Source organism: Variovorax sp. V15 (assembly GCF_041154425.1).
Taxonomy (GTDB): Bacteria; Pseudomonadota; Gammaproteobacteria; order Burkholderiales; family Burkholderiaceae_C; genus Variovorax; species Variovorax guangxiensis.
On the sequence record NZ_AP028659.1, the window covers coordinates 5,763,476 to 5,779,230 of the forward strand.

General features: G+C 69.3%; 15 protein-coding genes and 1 other RNA gene. 6 read left to right on the forward strand and 10 right to left on the reverse strand.

All coding sequences use genetic code 11. The features are described from left to right. Positions 1-24 precede the first annotated feature (24 nt). Complete coding sequence (locus tag ACAM57_RS27425; RefSeq protein ID WP_369659629.1) at positions 25-1,500, reverse strand: sodium:solute symporter; 1,476 nt, start codon at positions 1,498-1,500, stop codon at positions 25-27. After that, positions 1,497-1,712: a DUF3311 domain-containing protein gene (locus tag ACAM57_RS27430; protein ID WP_007832390.1), complete on the reverse strand. Its 216-nt coding sequence runs from the start codon at positions 1,710-1,712 to the stop codon at positions 1,497-1,499. Before ACAM57_RS27430 ends, ACAM57_RS27425 begins: the two co-directional genes overlap by 4 nt. A gap of 166 nt (positions 1,713-1,878) precedes the next feature. On the opposite strand from ACAM57_RS27430, the gene ACAM57_RS27435 reads away from it, so the two are divergent. The 3 genes from ACAM57_RS27435 (at position 1,879) to ACAM57_RS27445 (ending at position 4,546) form a co-directional block, all read left to right on the forward strand. Beyond that, entirely contained in the window at positions 1,879-2,652 is a 774-nt protein-coding gene (locus tag ACAM57_RS27435) for a GntR family transcriptional regulator (protein ID WP_369659630.1), read from the forward strand. Between the two features lie 63 nt (positions 2,653-2,715). Continuing rightward, a complete protein-coding gene (locus ACAM57_RS27440; RefSeq protein WP_369659631.1) occupies positions 2,716-3,642 on the forward strand; it encodes a DMT family transporter in 927 nt (308 codons plus the stop codon). Positions 3,643-3,715: 73 nt separating this feature from the next. Then, entirely contained in the window at positions 3,716-4,546 is an 831-nt protein-coding gene (locus tag ACAM57_RS27445; RefSeq protein ID WP_369659632.1) for a TorF family putative porin, read from the forward strand. A 9-nt stretch (positions 4,547-4,555) separates the two neighbouring features. On the opposite strand, the gene ACAM57_RS27450 is transcribed toward ACAM57_RS27445, so the two are convergent. Next, positions 4,556-5,584 (reverse strand): Bug family tripartite tricarboxylate transporter substrate binding protein, encoded by a 1,029-nt coding sequence (locus ACAM57_RS27450; RefSeq protein WP_369659633.1) that lies wholly within the window; start codon positions 5,582-5,584, stop codon positions 4,556-4,558. Positions 5,585-5,720: 136 nt separating this feature from the next. Between ACAM57_RS27450 and ACAM57_RS27455 the strand changes: the two genes are divergently transcribed. The 3 genes from ACAM57_RS27455 to ACAM57_RS27465 all read left to right on the forward strand — a co-directional run bounded on the left by ACAM57_RS27455 (position 5,721) and on the right by ACAM57_RS27465 (position 8,800). Beyond that, positions 5,721-7,391, forward strand: a complete 1,671-nt coding sequence (locus ACAM57_RS27455) for an MBL fold metallo-hydrolase (protein WP_369659634.1) — start codon at positions 5,721-5,723, stop codon at positions 7,389-7,391. A 5-nt stretch (positions 7,392-7,396) separates the two neighbouring features. After that, positions 7,397-8,116: an RNA pseudouridine synthase gene (locus tag ACAM57_RS27460; RefSeq protein WP_369659635.1), complete on the forward strand. Its 720-nt coding sequence runs from the start codon at positions 7,397-7,399 to the stop codon at positions 8,114-8,116. 141 nt (positions 8,117-8,257) lie between these two features. Then, positions 8,258-8,800, forward strand: coding sequence for a hypothetical protein (locus tag ACAM57_RS27465; protein ID WP_184634640.1), 543 nt, complete (start codon positions 8,258-8,260; stop codon positions 8,798-8,800). Here ACAM57_RS27465 and ACAM57_RS27470 read toward each other — a convergent pair. From ACAM57_RS27470 to rnpB, 7 genes are all read right to left on the reverse strand, one after another. Then, positions 8,790-10,022: a multidrug effflux MFS transporter gene (locus ACAM57_RS27470; RefSeq protein WP_369659636.1), complete on the reverse strand. Its 1,233-nt coding sequence runs from the start codon at positions 10,020-10,022 to the stop codon at positions 8,790-8,792. The genes ACAM57_RS27465 and ACAM57_RS27470 overlap by 11 nt on opposite strands. Then, entirely contained in the window at positions 10,019-11,494 is a 1,476-nt protein-coding gene (locus ACAM57_RS27475) for an efflux transporter outer membrane subunit (protein WP_369659637.1), read from the reverse strand. The genes ACAM57_RS27470 and ACAM57_RS27475 overlap by 4 nt, the downstream gene beginning before the upstream one ends. Beyond that, positions 11,491-12,432, reverse strand: coding sequence for an efflux RND transporter periplasmic adaptor subunit (locus tag ACAM57_RS27480; RefSeq protein ID WP_369659638.1), 942 nt, complete (start codon positions 12,430-12,432; stop codon positions 11,491-11,493). The genes ACAM57_RS27475 and ACAM57_RS27480 overlap by 4 nt, the downstream gene beginning before the upstream one ends. 16 nt (positions 12,433-12,448) lie before the next feature. Further along, positions 12,449-12,655 (reverse strand): DUF1656 domain-containing protein, encoded by a 207-nt coding sequence (locus ACAM57_RS27485; RefSeq protein WP_019658367.1) that lies wholly within the window; start codon positions 12,653-12,655, stop codon positions 12,449-12,451. Next, entirely contained in the window at positions 12,652-14,775 is a 2,124-nt protein-coding gene (locus tag ACAM57_RS27490) for an FUSC family protein (RefSeq protein ID WP_369659639.1), read from the reverse strand. The genes ACAM57_RS27485 and ACAM57_RS27490 overlap by 4 nt, the downstream gene beginning before the upstream one ends. Before the next feature lie 6 nt (positions 14,776-14,781). Further along, positions 14,782-15,246, reverse strand: a complete 465-nt coding sequence (locus ACAM57_RS27495; RefSeq protein ID WP_126021706.1) for a MarR family winged helix-turn-helix transcriptional regulator — start codon at positions 15,244-15,246, stop codon at positions 14,782-14,784. A gap of 172 nt (positions 15,247-15,418) precedes the next feature. After that, positions 15,419-15,747: RNase P RNA component class A (gene rnpB / locus ACAM57_RS27500), an RNA gene on the reverse strand. Between the last annotated feature and the right edge of the window lie 8 nt (positions 15,748-15,755).

The window sequence follows — 15,755 nt, forward strand, 5'->3', positions numbered from 1 at the left end:
GGTCCGTTTCTCTATCCATGGCTGTCAGGCAGGCTGGGCGGCGATGGCGCGGCGGGTCGTGTTCGGGGTGAGCAGCGCCACCACGACGAACACCAGCGCATTCGTCGCCAGCGCCACGAGCCCAGTGTTGAGCGACTTGAACACGACCGGCGCTGCCGGGAACAGCGTACCCAGGTTGGAGCCGGTGGTCATCATGAAGCCCAGCACCGCGCCGCCGGCCAGGATGCCGGCGAAGGCCGCGTGCCTGTTGCCGAAGGGCTTCTTCATGAGGCTGAAGAGCAGCGAGGGCAGCAGCTGCGTGAGCAGGCTCGAGGCGAAGATGGCCACCGACACGATGGTGGTGCCGCCGCGCAGCACGAAGTACACCGCCACCAGCGCGAAGAGCGGCAGCACCCAGCGGGCGACGCGCGAGACCTGCCTGTCGGTGGCGTGGGGCGCGAAGCCTTCCTTGTAGACGTTCTTGCCGATCACGGTGGAGGCGGTCAGCAAGATCATCGAGCCCGGCACCAGAGCCGTGAGCACGCCGGTGCCGCCGATCACGCCGACGAACCACGGGTCGAAGGTGTGCTTCACGAGGCCGAAAAGGGCCAGGTCGACGTCGGAGCCCTTGAGCCCCGGCACCTGCAGGATGGCCGCGAAGCCGACCAGGAACAGGAAGGCGATGACCACCTGGTACAGCGGCATCAGGATGGTGTTGCGGCGCACCGCGCTCGCGCTCTTGGCGGCGTACACCGAGGTGAGGTTGAACGGGTACAGGTAGTAGCCCAGCGCGGTCAGCAGGATGGTCGAGTTGTACCAGGTGAGGTTCAGGCCCTCTTTGGGGAATTCGAAGAAGCTGGGGTTCGCCGCATGGATGGCGGTGAACATCGGCGTGACGCCGCCGTAGTAGTGCCACGGCAGGTAGATGCCGAGGAACACGGCGAGCGCGAGGATGAGGATGTCCTTCACGATGGCGATGCTGGCCGAGCCGTGGATGCCCGAGAACAGGATGTAGCTGACCATGACCAGTGTGCCGATCCAGATCGCCACCTGCGGCGCGATGGAGCCGTACGAGGCCTCCGACACGATGATGCCGAGCCCGCGCAGCTGGATGGTGAGCAGCGCGACCATGCCCATGAGCGCCACGATGGACACCAGCACGCCCAGCGCGCGGCTGTCGTACTTGTGGGCGAAGAAGTCCGAGAACGACACCAGCTTGTTCGCCGTGGCGTAGCGCCAGATGGCCGGCAGCATCCAGAAGGCCATCAGGTAGGCCAGCCCGCCGTAGGCCAGGATGTAGAAGGCCGGCGTTCCCTTGCTGTAAGACCAGCCGCTCGCGCCCAGGAAGGTGAAGGTGGAGAACGATTCGCCCGCCATCAGCAGGAACACCATGATGGCGCCCAGCCCGCGCCCGCCGAGCGCCCATTGCTCCAGGCTCATGGTGCGGCCGCGCCGCGCGAGCACGGCGAGGGCCAGCGCGCCGACGACGAACAGGGCGATGACGCCGAGTGCCGCGTTCATCGCGCGCCTCCGGTGGAGGAAGAAGGCGCGTCGATGTCGCCTTCGGCACGGTCGATGACCACCATGATCAGCGAGGTCAGCACCAGCCAGCTGACGTTCCACACCATCAGGAAGGGCATGCCGAGCACGAAGGTGGGGGCGACGGAGGACAGCCATCCCCCGCTGAAGAAGGCGGCGACCGGCAGTGCGGCAAGCCATTTGGCGGATTTCATGGAGGCCTCGATTCTTGTCTCGGGTTGGGATTTTCTCGAATTTTGGTTAACCATACAGTTTTATTTGGTTAACCAAACGGAGGCGGATGGTACGGAGCGCGGGGTGCCGAGTCAATCCGGGGGCTTTCCCTGAGGCTGCCGGACGCAGGCAATAATCCGGCTGCCTATGCCCTCCGCCGCCCGCAAATCCCCAGCGACCGCCCCCTCCCCCGAACTCACGGAAGCCGACGACGCGAACGTGGACGAACGCGTCTACGGCGCCGTCTCCAAGGCCTTGCTGAGCGGCAAGCTGCGCCCCGGCACGCCGCTGCGCGAGCGCGCGCTGGCCGAAGCGCTGGGCTGCACGCGCGGCGCGGTGCGCAAGGCGCTGGCGCGGCTGGGCTCCGAAAAGCGGCTGGTGCTGGAGCACAACCGCGGCGCCTTCGTGCCCAACCCCTCGATCGACGACATGCGCGGCATCTATCGTGCACGCCGCATCGTGGAAGCGGGGCTGGTGACCACGCTGTTCGGCAACCTTTCGCGCGACCAGGTGGCCGCGCTGCGCAAGCACGTGCAGGCGGAGCAGAAGGCCTTCAAGGAAGGCCGGCGCGAAGACGCGGTCAGGCTGGCCGGCGACTTCCACCTGCTGCTTGCGGAGATGGCGCAGAGCGAAGAGCTGCTGTCGTACATCAAGCGGCTCATCTCGAACACCGAGCTCTACAAGGCGCTCTACGACTCGGCAGAGGCCGCGAGCTGCGCGCCGCGCGAGCATGAGCAGATCATCGATGCGCTGGCCACGGGCAAGTCGCTCGACAAGGCGCTGGCCGTGGCGCTGGAGCACCTCGACGAGCTGGAACAGCGGGTGATCGCGGGGGCGGCAGCGGAGCAGGAAGTCGACCTGGCGACGCTGCTGAATGGCGGCGACACCGGCGGCAGCAAACCGCACGCACACGAGCACTGAGGCATCCACGCTTCGCTCGCGGCCGAAGTGTGGCCGCGCCGGTGAGGGAATGATCGGCGCACCATGCACGCATCCATACCCTCCTCCATCGACACGCCCCGCGCCAACCTCGCCTTCGAATGGGTGCTGCTCGCGGTGCTCGCCACCTGCTGGGGCGCCTCGTACACCTTCATCAAGATCGGCGTGGCGACGATCCCGCCGGTCACGCTGATCGCGGCGCGCACGCTCGTCGCCGGCCTGCTGCTGCTTGCGGTGCTTCACATGCGCGGCGTGAGGCTGCCGACGGAGCCCGCGACGTGGGGCCGCTTCGTGCTGCAGGCCTGCCTGAACAGCGTGCTGCCCTTCACGCTCATCGCATGGGCGGAACGCAGCGTCGACGCGGGGCTGGCGACCATCCTCAACTCGACCTCGCCGATCTTCATCTTCCTGCTGGGGCTGGGCCTTGGCGGCGCCGACAGGCCCACGCTGCGCCGCCTGTTCGGCGTGGGCGCGGGCTTGGCGGGCATCTGCCTCATCGTGGGCTTCGAGGCGCTGGGCGGGCTCGGGCATTCGCTGCTCGCGCAGCTCGCCCTGGTGGCCGCCGCCGTCTGCTACGGCTGCGCCGCGATGTTCGGCCGCGTGTTCAAGGGGCTGGACCCGATGGTGCCGGCGGCTGGATCGCTCGTGAGCGGCGCGGCAATGCTGCTGCCCGCGAGCATCCTCATCGACCGGCCCTGGACGCTCTCGCCGTCGGCCGCTTCGATGTGGGCAGTGCTCGCGCTCGCACTGCTTTCCACGGCGCTGGCCTTCACGATCTACTTCCGGCTCATCAAGACGCTGGGGCCGATGTCCACCGCCGCCCAGGCCTACCTGCGCGTACCCATCGGCGTGACGATCGGTGTGGTGTTGCTCGGCGAGACGCTGGCGCCCACAGCATGGATAGGACTGGCCTGCGTGGTGACCGGCGTGGTCGCGATGACGATGCCCGAGACGAAACTTTTGCGCCGCTGAGCGCAGTTTTTACGCGGCGTTTAGATGGCCGCCCCTACGCTGCCGGCTCCTCCATTCGTCAGCGATTTCTTCGATGAAAAACCTTCTGCGCATCGCACTGCCGATGCTCGTTCTTCCCACCCTCGGCGCCCTGCCGGTGCTCGCGAGCGCACAGCTCAGCGGCAATGTGTCGCTCACCACCGACTACAAGTTCCGCGGCCAGGACCAGGACATGCTCGGCAAGAACGACTACGCCAAGACCAGCGCCTTCAAGCCCGCCATCCAGGGCGGCTTCGACTACGCCTTCGGCGACAGCGGCTTCTACCTGGGCAACTGGAATTCGAGCGTCAACTGGCTCAAGGGCAACAGCATCGAAAGCGACATCTACGGCGGCTACAAGTTCAAGGCCGGCCCCTTCGACATGGACGTGGGCGCGCTCACGTACATCTACCCGGGCAACTCCTCGGGCAACACCACCGAGCTCTATGGCAGCGCGGGCTACACCGACGAGACCATCGGCTCGTTCACGCTGAAGTACTCGCACACGGTGTCGAAGGACTACTTCGGCTATGCGGGCAACAAGGCCGGCTCGGGCCTCAAGGGCACCAACACCGGCTACCTGAACCTGGCCTACAGCAAGGAGATCGCGCCCAAGCTCACGCTGAAGGCGGCCGTGGGCTACACGAACATGTCGAGCGACATCCGCAGCCTGGGCTACAAGAGCTACGTCGACTACAACTTGGGCGCGAGCTACGACTTCGGCAATGGGCTCTCGCTCGCTGGCTCGGTGCAGGGAGCCAACAAGCAGAGCGCGTATCTGTCAGTGAGCAATCCGGGCATCGACCTGGGCTTCGGTCCATTGGGCAGACAGACCTACTCGCCGAACAAGGCCCGCTTCATCCTCACGCTGATGAAGACGCTCTGAGCACCAGCATCAGTCGATGCTGATGTTCGCCGCCTTCGCGACCTCGGCCCACTTCACCCGGTTGTCGTGCACGGTCTTCTTGAACTGTGCCGGCGACTCGATGCGCACGGTGTTGCCCTGGCTCTCGAAGCGCTCGCGGATCTCGGGGGTCTCGAGCACCGCCTTCACCGCGGCGTTGAGCTTGTCGACGATCTGCGGGTCGGTGCCCTTGGGCGCGAAGATGCCGAACCAGATCGAGCTGTCGAAGCCCTTGGTGCCGGGCAGGCCGCTCGATGCGATGGTGGGCACCTCCTTCACCGCGGGCACGGCCGCCGCGGTGGTCACGCCCAGCAGGCGCACCTTGCCGGCCTTGTAGTGCGGCAGCACGGTCTGCACCTGGTTCATGATGCAGCAGGTCTCGCCGCGCACCACCGAGGTGATGGCCTCGGGGCCGCCCTTGTAGGGCACGTGCACCATGTTCAGGCCCAGGCGCGAGTTGAACTCGGCAAAGGCCATGTGCGTGCCGGCGCCGTTGCCTGTAGACGCATAGTTGTACTTGCCGGGGTTGGCCTTGACCAGCTCGACGAATTCCTTCAAGGTCTTGACGTTGATCACGTCGGGATTGATGGTGAGCACGTTCGACACGTCGAGCACCGGCGCCACCGGCACGAAGTCGGCCTCCACGTCGAAGGGCAGCTTCTTGTATAGCGCGGCGTTGCTGCCGTGCGTGGCGGCGGTGCCGAAGGAGAGCGTGTAGCCGTCGGGCTTCGAATGCGCCACGTAGTCGCTGGCAATGTTGCCCGCGGCGCCCGACTTGTAGTCGATGATGACCGGCTTGCCCAACTGCTTCGCCAGCGGCTCCTGGATGGTGCGGGCCACCACGTCCACGCCCGAGCCGGCCGGGAATCCCATGATCAGCGTGACGGGTTGCTGCGGCCAGTCGTGCGCCGCGTGCTGGGCGAAGGCGGCGGTTGTCGCCAGCGAGGCGGCGGCCAGCAGCACGGTGCGACGGGCGGGTCGGGCGAATCTGGCAAGACGGGTGAATGGAGAATGAGCCATGGCAGTCTTTCGGTCGTTCAGTCTTTTGTCTTCAATACAGACGGTGCACGCGCATTGTGGCGCGCGGCTGATGCCCGATTCCATATGAGCTTATGCGCGACATGCAGGTATCGCGCCTGCTCCCGATAATCGACCCATGGTCCGCTCCACCCAACAACTACACGCCCCCCGCGAGCCCGCGCCCCTGCGCCCGGCCGCCACGGTGCTGCTGCTGCGCGACAGCGCCGCCGGCATCGAAGTGCTCATGACCCGCCGTTCCGCCACCGCCAGCTTCGCGCCCGGAGCCTACGTGTTTCCCGGCGGCCACATCGACGAGGCCGACGAAGCCGCCAAGCGCATCGCCACGCGCCGCCCCACGCAAAGCCGTGTACAGCGCACGCAGGCCATCGCGGCCATCCGCGAGGCCTTCGAGGAGCTGGGCATCCTGCTCGCGCACCGCCAGGCCGACGGCCAGCCGGTGAGCGCAGACGAGGTCGCCTCGATGGACCGCGGCAACACGGCCGGCACAGCCTTCGCAGACCAGTGCGCCGCGCGCGGCCTGGTGCTCGATTCCGACCGCGTCTTCACCTTCGCGCACTGGATGACCGACCGCGACCTGCCGCGCCGCTTCGACGTGCCCTTCCTGGTGGCGCGCATGCCCGAGGGCCAGGTGCCCACCGCCGACGAGAGCGAGCAGTTCGAGCCCTGCTGGGTGCGCCCCGCCGACGCGCTCGCGCGCCACGAGGCCGGCAGCTTCTTCATGATCTTCCCGACCGTGCGCACGCTGCAGCGCATGGCCACCTACGCCACGGTCGACGGCCTGCTCGCCGCCTGCGCCGGCGAGGTGCCGCTGTGGACCAGCTGCCCGCGCGCCGGCCTGCTCAAGGGCGAGGACGCGCGCTACATGGAGCACGAATCGCCCTACGGCGAACTCGCGATGGTGTGCCCAGACGGCCAGATCGCGCATGCGCTCGACTGGCAAAGCGAAACCCCGGTGCCGCTGCTGAAGAACGTGACGCGCCTGACCGCGCCCAACGCCAGCATCATGACCGGCCCCGGCACCAACAGCTACATCGTGGGCGACGCGGCCACCGGCTACATCGTGATCGACCCGGGCCCGAACGACTTCGACCACATCGGCCGCCTGTGGCGCGCCACGCATGGCGACATCCGCATGATCGTCTGCACGCACTCGCATGCCGACCACTCGCCGGGCGCGGCGCCGCTGCAGGCGCTGTGCAAGAACGCAAGCAAGCCGCCGATCCTCGGGCTGGCCTCGAAGCCGACGGCACGCTCCACCGCGCGCTTCACGCCCGAGCGCGAACTGGCCGACGGCGAGCGCCTGGTGCTCTCGGGCACCACCGAAGCGGGCGAGGCCGTCTCGCACACGCTGCGCGTGATCCACACGCCCGGCCACGCGGCCAACCACCTGTGCCTGGTGCTGGAGGAAGACGGCCTGCTGTTCTCGGGCGACCACATCCTCAATGGCAGCACCACGGTGATCGATCCGCCCGACGGAGACATGGGCGCGTACCTCGATTCGCTGGACACGCTCGACAAGACCTGCGAGGCGGGCGGCATCGACTTCATCCTGCCCGCGCACGGCTACGTGATCGGCTTCGCCCGCACCGCCATCGGCATGCTGAAGGCGCACCGGCTCAAGCGCGAAGCCAAGATCGCGGCGGCCATGCAGAAGCTGCCCGAGGGCACGCCCGACGACTGGCTGCCGCTGGCTTACGACGACGTGCCCGAACGCATGTGGCCGGTGGCCGCGCGCTCGCTGGCTGCGCATGTGGCGCACATCCGGCAACTGGCCGCGCATCGATGAGCGGCATGGCGACTACCTCGCCCGTCGACAGCGAAGGCATCCGCCTTGCCAAGCGCGTGGCCGCGCAGGCGGGCGTGTCGCGCCGCGAGGCGGAACTGCTGATAGAGAACGGCGCGGTGCGCGTCGACGGCGTGCAGCAGACGCTGCCGCAGTCGCGCGTGCTGCCGCACCAGCGGGTGGAGATCGAGGCCGGCGTGAAGCCGCAGCCCGTGGAGCCCGTCACATTGCTGCTGTACAAGCCTGCCGGCATGCCCACCGACGCCGCGCACCAGCTGCTTGTTGCCGCCAACCACCACGAGCCTGAGCGCGCCGGCCTGCGCTTCCTGCCGGCGCATGCAAGGGCGCAGCGCTGCATGACGCCGCTGGAGACCGGCGCGAGCGGGCTGGTGGCGTTCACGCAGGAATGGCGCGTGGAGCGCAAGCTGCACGAGGATGCCGCCTTCCTCGAACACGAAGTGATGGTGGACGTGGCCGGCCCGGTGAGCCCCGAGGTGCTCGCGCGGCTCGAACGCTCGCCGGCGCGAGTGAGCATCGGCCGGCAGGCCGAGGAGCAGACAGGCCTGCGCTTCGCGCTCAAGGGCGCGCGGCCGGGGCAGATCGCCCACATCTGCGACGGGGTGAACCTGCGGATACTGGCGATGCGGCGCATCCGCATCGGCCGCGTGCCGCTGGCGGGGCTGCAGCCAGGCCAGTGGCGCTACCTTGCACCCCACGAACGCTTCTGACAACAACAGCAAGAACAAAAAAAGAAGAAAAACCGTCGAGAAGAGAAGACAGAGGACGACAACGACGATGCACCGCATTCGCGCGGCCCGCAATTTTCAGCCCGCGGCCTCCAGAGGCCGCCCTCAGGGAGAGACTGAGTCATGAAGTTCGCTACACCGGGCGCCGCCCTCGCCTGCACCGTGCCGCTGGCACTCGTGGCGGGGTGCTCCTACCTCACGCCCGCGCCGCCGCCCTCGCCGCCGGCACCGCCGCCGCCCGTGGTGTCGAAGGACGGCCTCGCGCCCATCACCGAGCAGCAGGTCGAGCGTATACGCGAGGCCATCGCCAGCAAGCCGCCGAGCCCGGCCGTGGGCAAGGTGGTGCGCAGCGCCTCGCCGACCATCGAGTCCTTCGTTCGCACCGAGGGCTGCATCACGGCGCGCAACGGCGCGGTGCTCAACCCCTTCGCCGCGCCCGGGCGCCTGTTCGACGGCACCGGCTTCCAGGGCGGCCCGATGGCCGAGATGCAGTACCACGACAAGACCGCCTGCGTGACGGTGAAGCGCATCCAGAACTGGAAGATGGTCTCGCCCAAGCTGCTGCGCTTCGAGGTGGTCTACGTGGGTGACGACGGCGAAGAGCGCGCCGTCAAGCGCCACGAACTGGTGCGCCAGCCCAAGGGCGGGTGGCTGTTCACGCGCTGAGGCTTGTTGCCGCTGCTGCTGCCGCGCGCTTCTGCGTGCGCAGCGCAACCGCGAACGACAGCTGCGCCACGATGCCCGCCCCCGCGAGCACGATGGCCGAAGCCAGCGCCGGGTTCGCGTGCCCCATGCCCGCGAGCGCGGTGCACAGCGCGCCCACGGCCATCTGCGTGAAGCCGTAGAGGCCCGAGGCCGAGCCGATGACCTGCGGGTTGACGCTGATCGCCTGCGTGAGTGCCGGCGGCGAGGCCATGCCCACGCCGACGGTGAAGAGGAACATGCACGCGACGATCAGTGGCACCGAGAGATGGCCGCTGAGCGCCGCGCCGAGCAGCACGAAGGCCGCCACCACGCTCAGCGCGTTGGAGCGCGTCATCAGGCGGTCGACGCGCACCCGCGAGATCAGGTGGCTGGTGAGAAAGCTGCCGAGCCACACGCCCGACACCAGGATCGCGAGGTAGATGCCCGCCTCGTGCGCGGGCCGGTGCAGCTGGTCGACGAAGATGAAGGGCGCCGATGCAATGAAGGCGTACATCGACGTGGTGGCGCAGCCGCCGCCGATGGAGAAGCCCAGGAAGGCCGGCGAGGCCAGCAGCTTGCGGTAGTTGCGCCCGAGCTCGCGGGCGTTCACGGCGGCGCCGGGCGCGCCGGTCTCGGGCAGCATGCGCCAGGTGAAGAGAAAACCGACCACGCCCAGGCCGAAGAGCGCATAGAAGATCGAGCGCCAGCCCAGCGTGGTGGCGAGCGCCCCGCCGATCAGCGGCGCGAGGCTGGGTCCGACGGTGACCATCAGGTTCATCAGCGCGAGGCGGCGCGTGGCCTCCTGCGGCTCGGCCGTATCACGCACGATGCTGCGGCCCAGCACGAGCCCCGAGCAGCCGCCCACCGCCTGGAAGAGCCGCGCCGCAATGAGCGAATGCACCTCGGGCGCGAGCGCCGCGGCAAGGCCCGCCACGCAGTAGATGCCCAGCCCGCCCAGCAGCACCGGACGCCGCCCGAAGCGGTCGGCCAGCGGGCCGTACACCAGCTGGCCCAGCGCGAGACCGAGGATGTAGAGGCTCACCGTCATCTGCATCTGCCCGATGCCGGCGCCCAGGCCCTTCGCGGCGATGGGCAGCGCGGGCACGAAGATGTGCATGGCCAGCGTGCCGCTGAAGGTGACCAGAGCGAGCAGCCACAGCGGCGCGTGCGGGCGGCGCGGCGGCTGAGCGGATGTCGGCGTCATTGCTTGATGCTGGCCGGCGTCGAGCCCTGCGCAAGATGGGCTTCGTCAGGCTCCCAGCCGCCGCCCAGCGCCATGAACAGCACCACCTGGTCGTCGGCCAGTTGCGCCTCGCTGGCCGCGAGCGCGGCTTCGCTGGCGGCCAGCGAGCGTTCGGCGTCGAGCGAATCGAGGTAGCCGGTGCGGCCGTTCTGGTAGAGCTGTCGCGCCTGCGCCGCGACCTTGGCGCTCTCGTCGCGCGAGGCCTGCAATGCGGCGCGGCGATCGAGCTCGCGTGCGTAGGTGGCGAGCGCGGTCTCGGTCTCGCGCAGCGCGGTGAGCACGGTGCCGTCGAACTTGGCGAGCGCGGCGCGCGTGCCGGCTTCTGCCTGCGCGATGCGCGCCTGCGCGACGCCGGTGTTCGGAATGGTCCACGAGATCAGCGGACCGAGGCTCCATGCGAAGGTGTCCTTGCGCCCGAAACCGTCGGCATGGCCCGCGGAAGAGCCCGAGAGCCCCAGCGTGACCTTCGGATAGAGCTCCGCAGTCGCCACGCCGATGCGCGCGGTCGATGCGGCCAAGCTGCGTTCGGCCTGGCGGATGTCGGGGCGGCGGCGCAGCAGCGCGGCGCCGTCGCCCACCGGCAGCACGCCGGCCACGCGCGGCGGCACGGTGCAGTCGGCCACCTCGCGCGGAAAGTCCTGCGGCAGCGCGCCGGTGAGCGTGGCGAGACGGTAGAGCGCGCCCTGGCGCTCGGCCTTCAGCGGCGGCAGCGCGGCATTGAGCTGCTGCAGCTGCGCGCGTGCGCGGTTCGCGTCGATGGCGCCGGCACGGCCCGCGCGCTGCAGGCGGTCGGTGACGTTGACGGCGTCCTGCTGCAGCGAAACGGACTTCTGCGCGATCTGCAGCCGCAGGCCGGTCGAGCAGGCTTCGGCGTACGCGCGCGCGGTGCCGGCCGCCACGGTCACGCGCACCAGGTCGAGCGCGGCTTCGGCGGCCTGCGTGCTGGCTTGCGACGCTTCGATGGCGCGGCGGATCTGGCCGAACAGGTCGACCTGGTAGGAGAGCGACGCGCCCGCGCTGTAGTTGAAGGTGCTCGGCGGCTCGTAGCCCTTCTGCAGCAGCGACAGGCCCGAGACGTGGCCGAACGAGGGGCCGCCGTTGACGCCGATGGTGGGGTACCTGGCGCCGGCGGTCTCGTCCTCGATGGCGCGTTCACGCTCGAGGTTCGCCACGGCCTGGCGCAGGTCGGTGTTGTGCGCGAGGGCCTGCTCGACCAGCTTGTCGAGCAGCGGGTCGTGGTACAGGCGCCACCAGTGGGCGGGCAGCGGCGCCGCGTTGGCGGGCGCCTCGGCGAAGGGCTTGCCCGCGGCAGGCTGGCTGGCCAGCGCCTCGGGCGGCTGCCTGTAGTCGGGGCCGACCGCCGCGCAGGCCGCGAGCGCGGCGGCGGCGGCCAGCGATGCGATGCGGAATGCGAAGCTGGTCATGTCGTTCATCCCTTCTGTGGCGTGGAAGCCGTTGCCGCCGTCTTCTGCGCCGGCTTGTTCTCCAGCACCTGCACCGTGACCGTCTGGCCCGCGACGAGGCGCGCGCCCTGCGGCAGCGGATCGAGCTTGACGCGCACCGGAATGCGCTGCGCGAGCCGCACCCAGTTGAAGGTGGGATTCACGCTGGGCAGCAGGTTGGCGCTGGTGGAGCGGTCGTGGTCGGCAATGCCGGCGGCCACGCTCTCGACGGAGCCTTCGAGCACCGCGCCGCCGCCCATGGGCGTGACGCGCACGCGGTCGCCGAGGTGGATGCGCGGCAGCTTGGTCTCTTCGAAATAGCCTTCGACGTAGAACGACTGCGCATCGACCAGCGCGAGCACCGGCCGGCCCGCCGCGGCATAGCTGCCCTGGCGCAGGTCGAGGTTGGTGACCAGGCCGTCGGCCGGCGCGCGCACCTGGGCGCGCTGCAGGTTGAGGCGTGCCGAGTCGAGTGCCACTTCGGCCTGCGCGACCGCGGCCTGCATCTGCTCGACGCGCGAGCGAGTCTGCTCGCGCGATTCCTTCGACACCAGTTCGTCGAGGCCGGCATTGCGCGCGTTCTCGCGCTGGGCCTGCGCGCTCACGGCGCGCTGCGCGGCGAGCGCGGCCTGCGCCTGGCGCACGGCGAGGTCGTAGCGCGCACGGTCCACCTCGAAGAGCAGCGTGCCGGCGGCCACCGGCTGGTTGTCGTGGATGGGCACTGCCGTGACCAGGCCCGAGACGTCGGGCGCAATCTGCACGACGTTGGCGCGCACGCGGCCGTCGCGCGTCCACGGCGCGAGTTCGTAGTGATCCCACAGGCGCAGGCCGGCCCACACGGCGGCGGCGACCACGGCCAGGGTGAAGAGAACGCGGCCCAGGCGCTGGGCCCACGGATTGCTGTCGTCGGAAGTTCGGGCGGCTTTCATTGGAATCTCGTTGTTGTCATTGGAGGTAGGCGCTGGCGCGGCTGAGCGCGTAGAGCAGCAGCAGGTAGAGCGCCATGTCGAAGAGGGCCGGGTGCCACACCCAGCGATAGGCGCCGGTGGCCGCGAGCAGGCGGCGCACGCCCCACAGCACGAGCAGCGCCGCGAGCGCGAGCACCATGATCCAGGGCAGGTACAGGCCGTAGAAGCTGGCTTCGCCGATCATGCGGAAGCTCCTTGCGAAGTGAGGGACGTGCCCGCGAGCGAGGGCGGCGCGTCGGGAAAGAGATTGCGGCGCAGGCCCACCAGTGCGGTGACGGCCGAGCGCGAGGCTGAAGAAGACGACGACGCGGTGTCGCGCGCATCGAGCACGGCGCCGAGCGCCTCGTCGATCTGCGGCAGCAGGCCCGGTGGTCGCGGATTCATGCGGCCCTCCGCGCGCTGTCGGAAGAAGCGCGAGATGCCGCCCAGCAGCGCGGCCGAAGTGGCCAGCGGCAGCTGGCCGCGCACACGCTGCAGCACCGCGATGTCGGCACCCATGCGCAGGTCGCGCAGCGCGTCGTTGGCGGCCACGCCCTCAACGGTGCCGCCGGCCTGCGCGATGCGCGGTGCGAGCAGGCCGATGCGGTCGAGCATGCGCACGGCGTAGGCGTCGCTCTGCGCGTACTGCGGATGCGACGAGGCGGCCATGTCGCCCAGCTCGCGCCAGGTGGCGCGCTGGATGCGCCGCGCGCTCCAGTCGGCGCCCACCGAGCGCACGAGACGCGTCACGCGCGCGGCGACGACCACGCCGACGATCTGGCCGATCATGCTGTTGATGAAGCTCACCAGGTCGGAGCTGGCGGTGTCGTGCATCGCCAGCGTGCCGCACACGCCGAAGATCAGCGCCATCGCGGGCATGAAGTGCGTGGGGCGCGGCAGATAGAAACCCAGCAGCAGGAAGAGCGGCGCACAGATGACCACCAGCATGCCGAAGTCCTGCACCGTGGGCATGAGCACCAGCACATAGACGGCCGAGATCGGAATGGACCACAGCGTCCACTTCAGGAAGCCGTGGATCGCCGGCACCGGGTCGTCCATCGTCGCGAAGAAGCAGCAGAAGACGGCGGCCATCATGGTCGCGGCCGAGCCCATGGGCCAGCCGGTGACGATCCAGAACGCGCCGCACAGGCAGATGGCGATGACTGCCGCCAGGGCCGACAGCAGCGCCATGCCGTAGTCGCGGTGCAGCACGCGGCTGCCGAGCGCGGCCGTGCGGCGCAGCGGCGCGGCGCCCTTCAGACCCTCGTCGATGTCCTGGCGCAACTGGGCGCAGGCGTTCCAGCCGTCGACGAGCTCTTCGAGGCGGCCCGCGAGGCCGATGCGCAGCGCGCTGCCCCAGCGGGCCTGCGGATCGGCGTCGGGCGGCGTGGCGCCCAGGGCGTCGATGGCGCGGCGCAACTCCTGCAGGCGCGCGGCACGGGCAGCGGCGTCGCCAGGGGCGTCGGCCTCTTCACGCAACCACTGAGCGGCCTTCGCGAGCACGGCGGCCACGTCGGGGGCGATGACGCCTTCGGCCTGCTCCAGCGCCAGCAGGCGGTCTTCGACGGCGGAGAGCGCGGGCGTGAGCGCGGCGACGCGGTCCTGCATCGCGCGGATGGCGCCGGCGGTCCAGCGCAGGTGAGTGGTGTCGAAGGGAACGTGGGTGGAGAGAAGGCGCAGCTGCGTGATGTCGCCGGCGAGGCGGCGTCGGTCGTCGTCGAGGCGCCGTGGCTCGGCACTGCTTCGGCCGGCGGGCTGGAAGAGGTCGCCCAGCCACTTGCGCGCGTCCTGCAGCGTGCGGTCGAGCAGGCCCAGCACGGTCGGCGCGAGCCCCGCGGGCAGCACGAGGCTGTGGATGAGCGTGGCGCAGAAGATGCCCAGGCCGATTTCCTCCACGCGGGCCACGGCGGTGTCGAACAGCGCAAGCGGCGTCTGCACCGACGGAAAGCCGATCAGCGCCGCCGTGTAGCCCGCGAGCATGAACACATAGGAGCGCGGCGTGCGGTCGAAGAGCGAAATGCACAGGCACAGCCCCACCCACAGCGCGAGCACCAGCGTGAGCAGCTCGGGCGCGTTGGACAGCGCCGGCACCAGCAGCACGGTGGCGGTGCTGCCGATGAGCGTGCCGAGGAAACGGTAGACCGCCTTGGAGCGCACCGCGCCGGCCAGCGGATGAGCGACGACGTAGGTGGTCATGAGCGCCCAGAACGGACGCGGCAGGCCAGCGCGGCTGGCGAGGTACATCGCCAGCATGGCCGCGGCGAAGCTCTTGCCGGAAAAGAGAATCTCCGCGCGGCTGAAGCGCGGCAGGCTGAACGCGGCCATCTGCTGCTACCTGCGCCCTTCCTGCGTCGGCGCGAGCGGCGGCAGGCTCTGCACGGCACGCACGCCCATGCGCTCCTCCAGCACGCTGAACACGCGCAGGCAGGCGGCGACGTCCTCGTCGGACACGCCGTCGAACAGCGACACCCGCATCAGCGTCAGCGCCGCCTCGATGGGTTCGCAGACGGCCTTGCCGGCCTCGGTGAGGTGCAGGGTCTTGGCGCGGCGGTCGGCCGGGTCTTCGCGGCGCTCGACGAGGCCGGCTTCCACCAGTTGGTCGACCGAGCGCACCAGCGACGGGCCCTCGATGCCCAGCGCCTCGGCCAGCACGCCCTGGCGCACATCGCCGTTCATGCGCCCGAGCATCACGATCGGATAGGCCAGCGTCTGCGACACGCCCACATGTGCCACCGCCTTGTCCGCCGCGGCGCGGTAGCCGCGCTGCAGCACCGCCAGCGACGTGCCGAGGCGCATCAGTGCCTGTTCGCGCGTCGGTTGGATGTTGGCTTGGTCGTTCACGATAGCCGCCTATTAATTAGCATGCTATCGATTATACGGGTAACTACCGATCCTTGCAGGCGGCAAGGCTCGCGCCCGCCTTCAGGGCCGAAGGACGTGAAAAAACGGAAAGGGAGGGGAAAGAAAAGTGTGAAGCCCGCCGATAAGCCGGATTCTGTGCACCGCGAGCCCCTTGCGGAACCCGCGGCGTGACCGCCATTACTCTGGGCCGCCTGTCACCAGACGGCTCGATGCCACCTACCCGCCAGCTCAGCGGAACCACCTCGATACTGGCCTACTTGGTGTTGCTGCGCGCAGAGATTGCCCGTTTCACCCGAACTGAATCGGCTCGTCTCTGTTGCTCTGATCCTCACCTCACGGTGGAGAGTCGTTAACTCCTGCGCTGTCCTGTGCAGTCCGGACGTTCCTCCAGTGCGGCCTTTCGGCACTTGCACCAGCGGCGGTCTGGCGTGCTTCACGGGGTG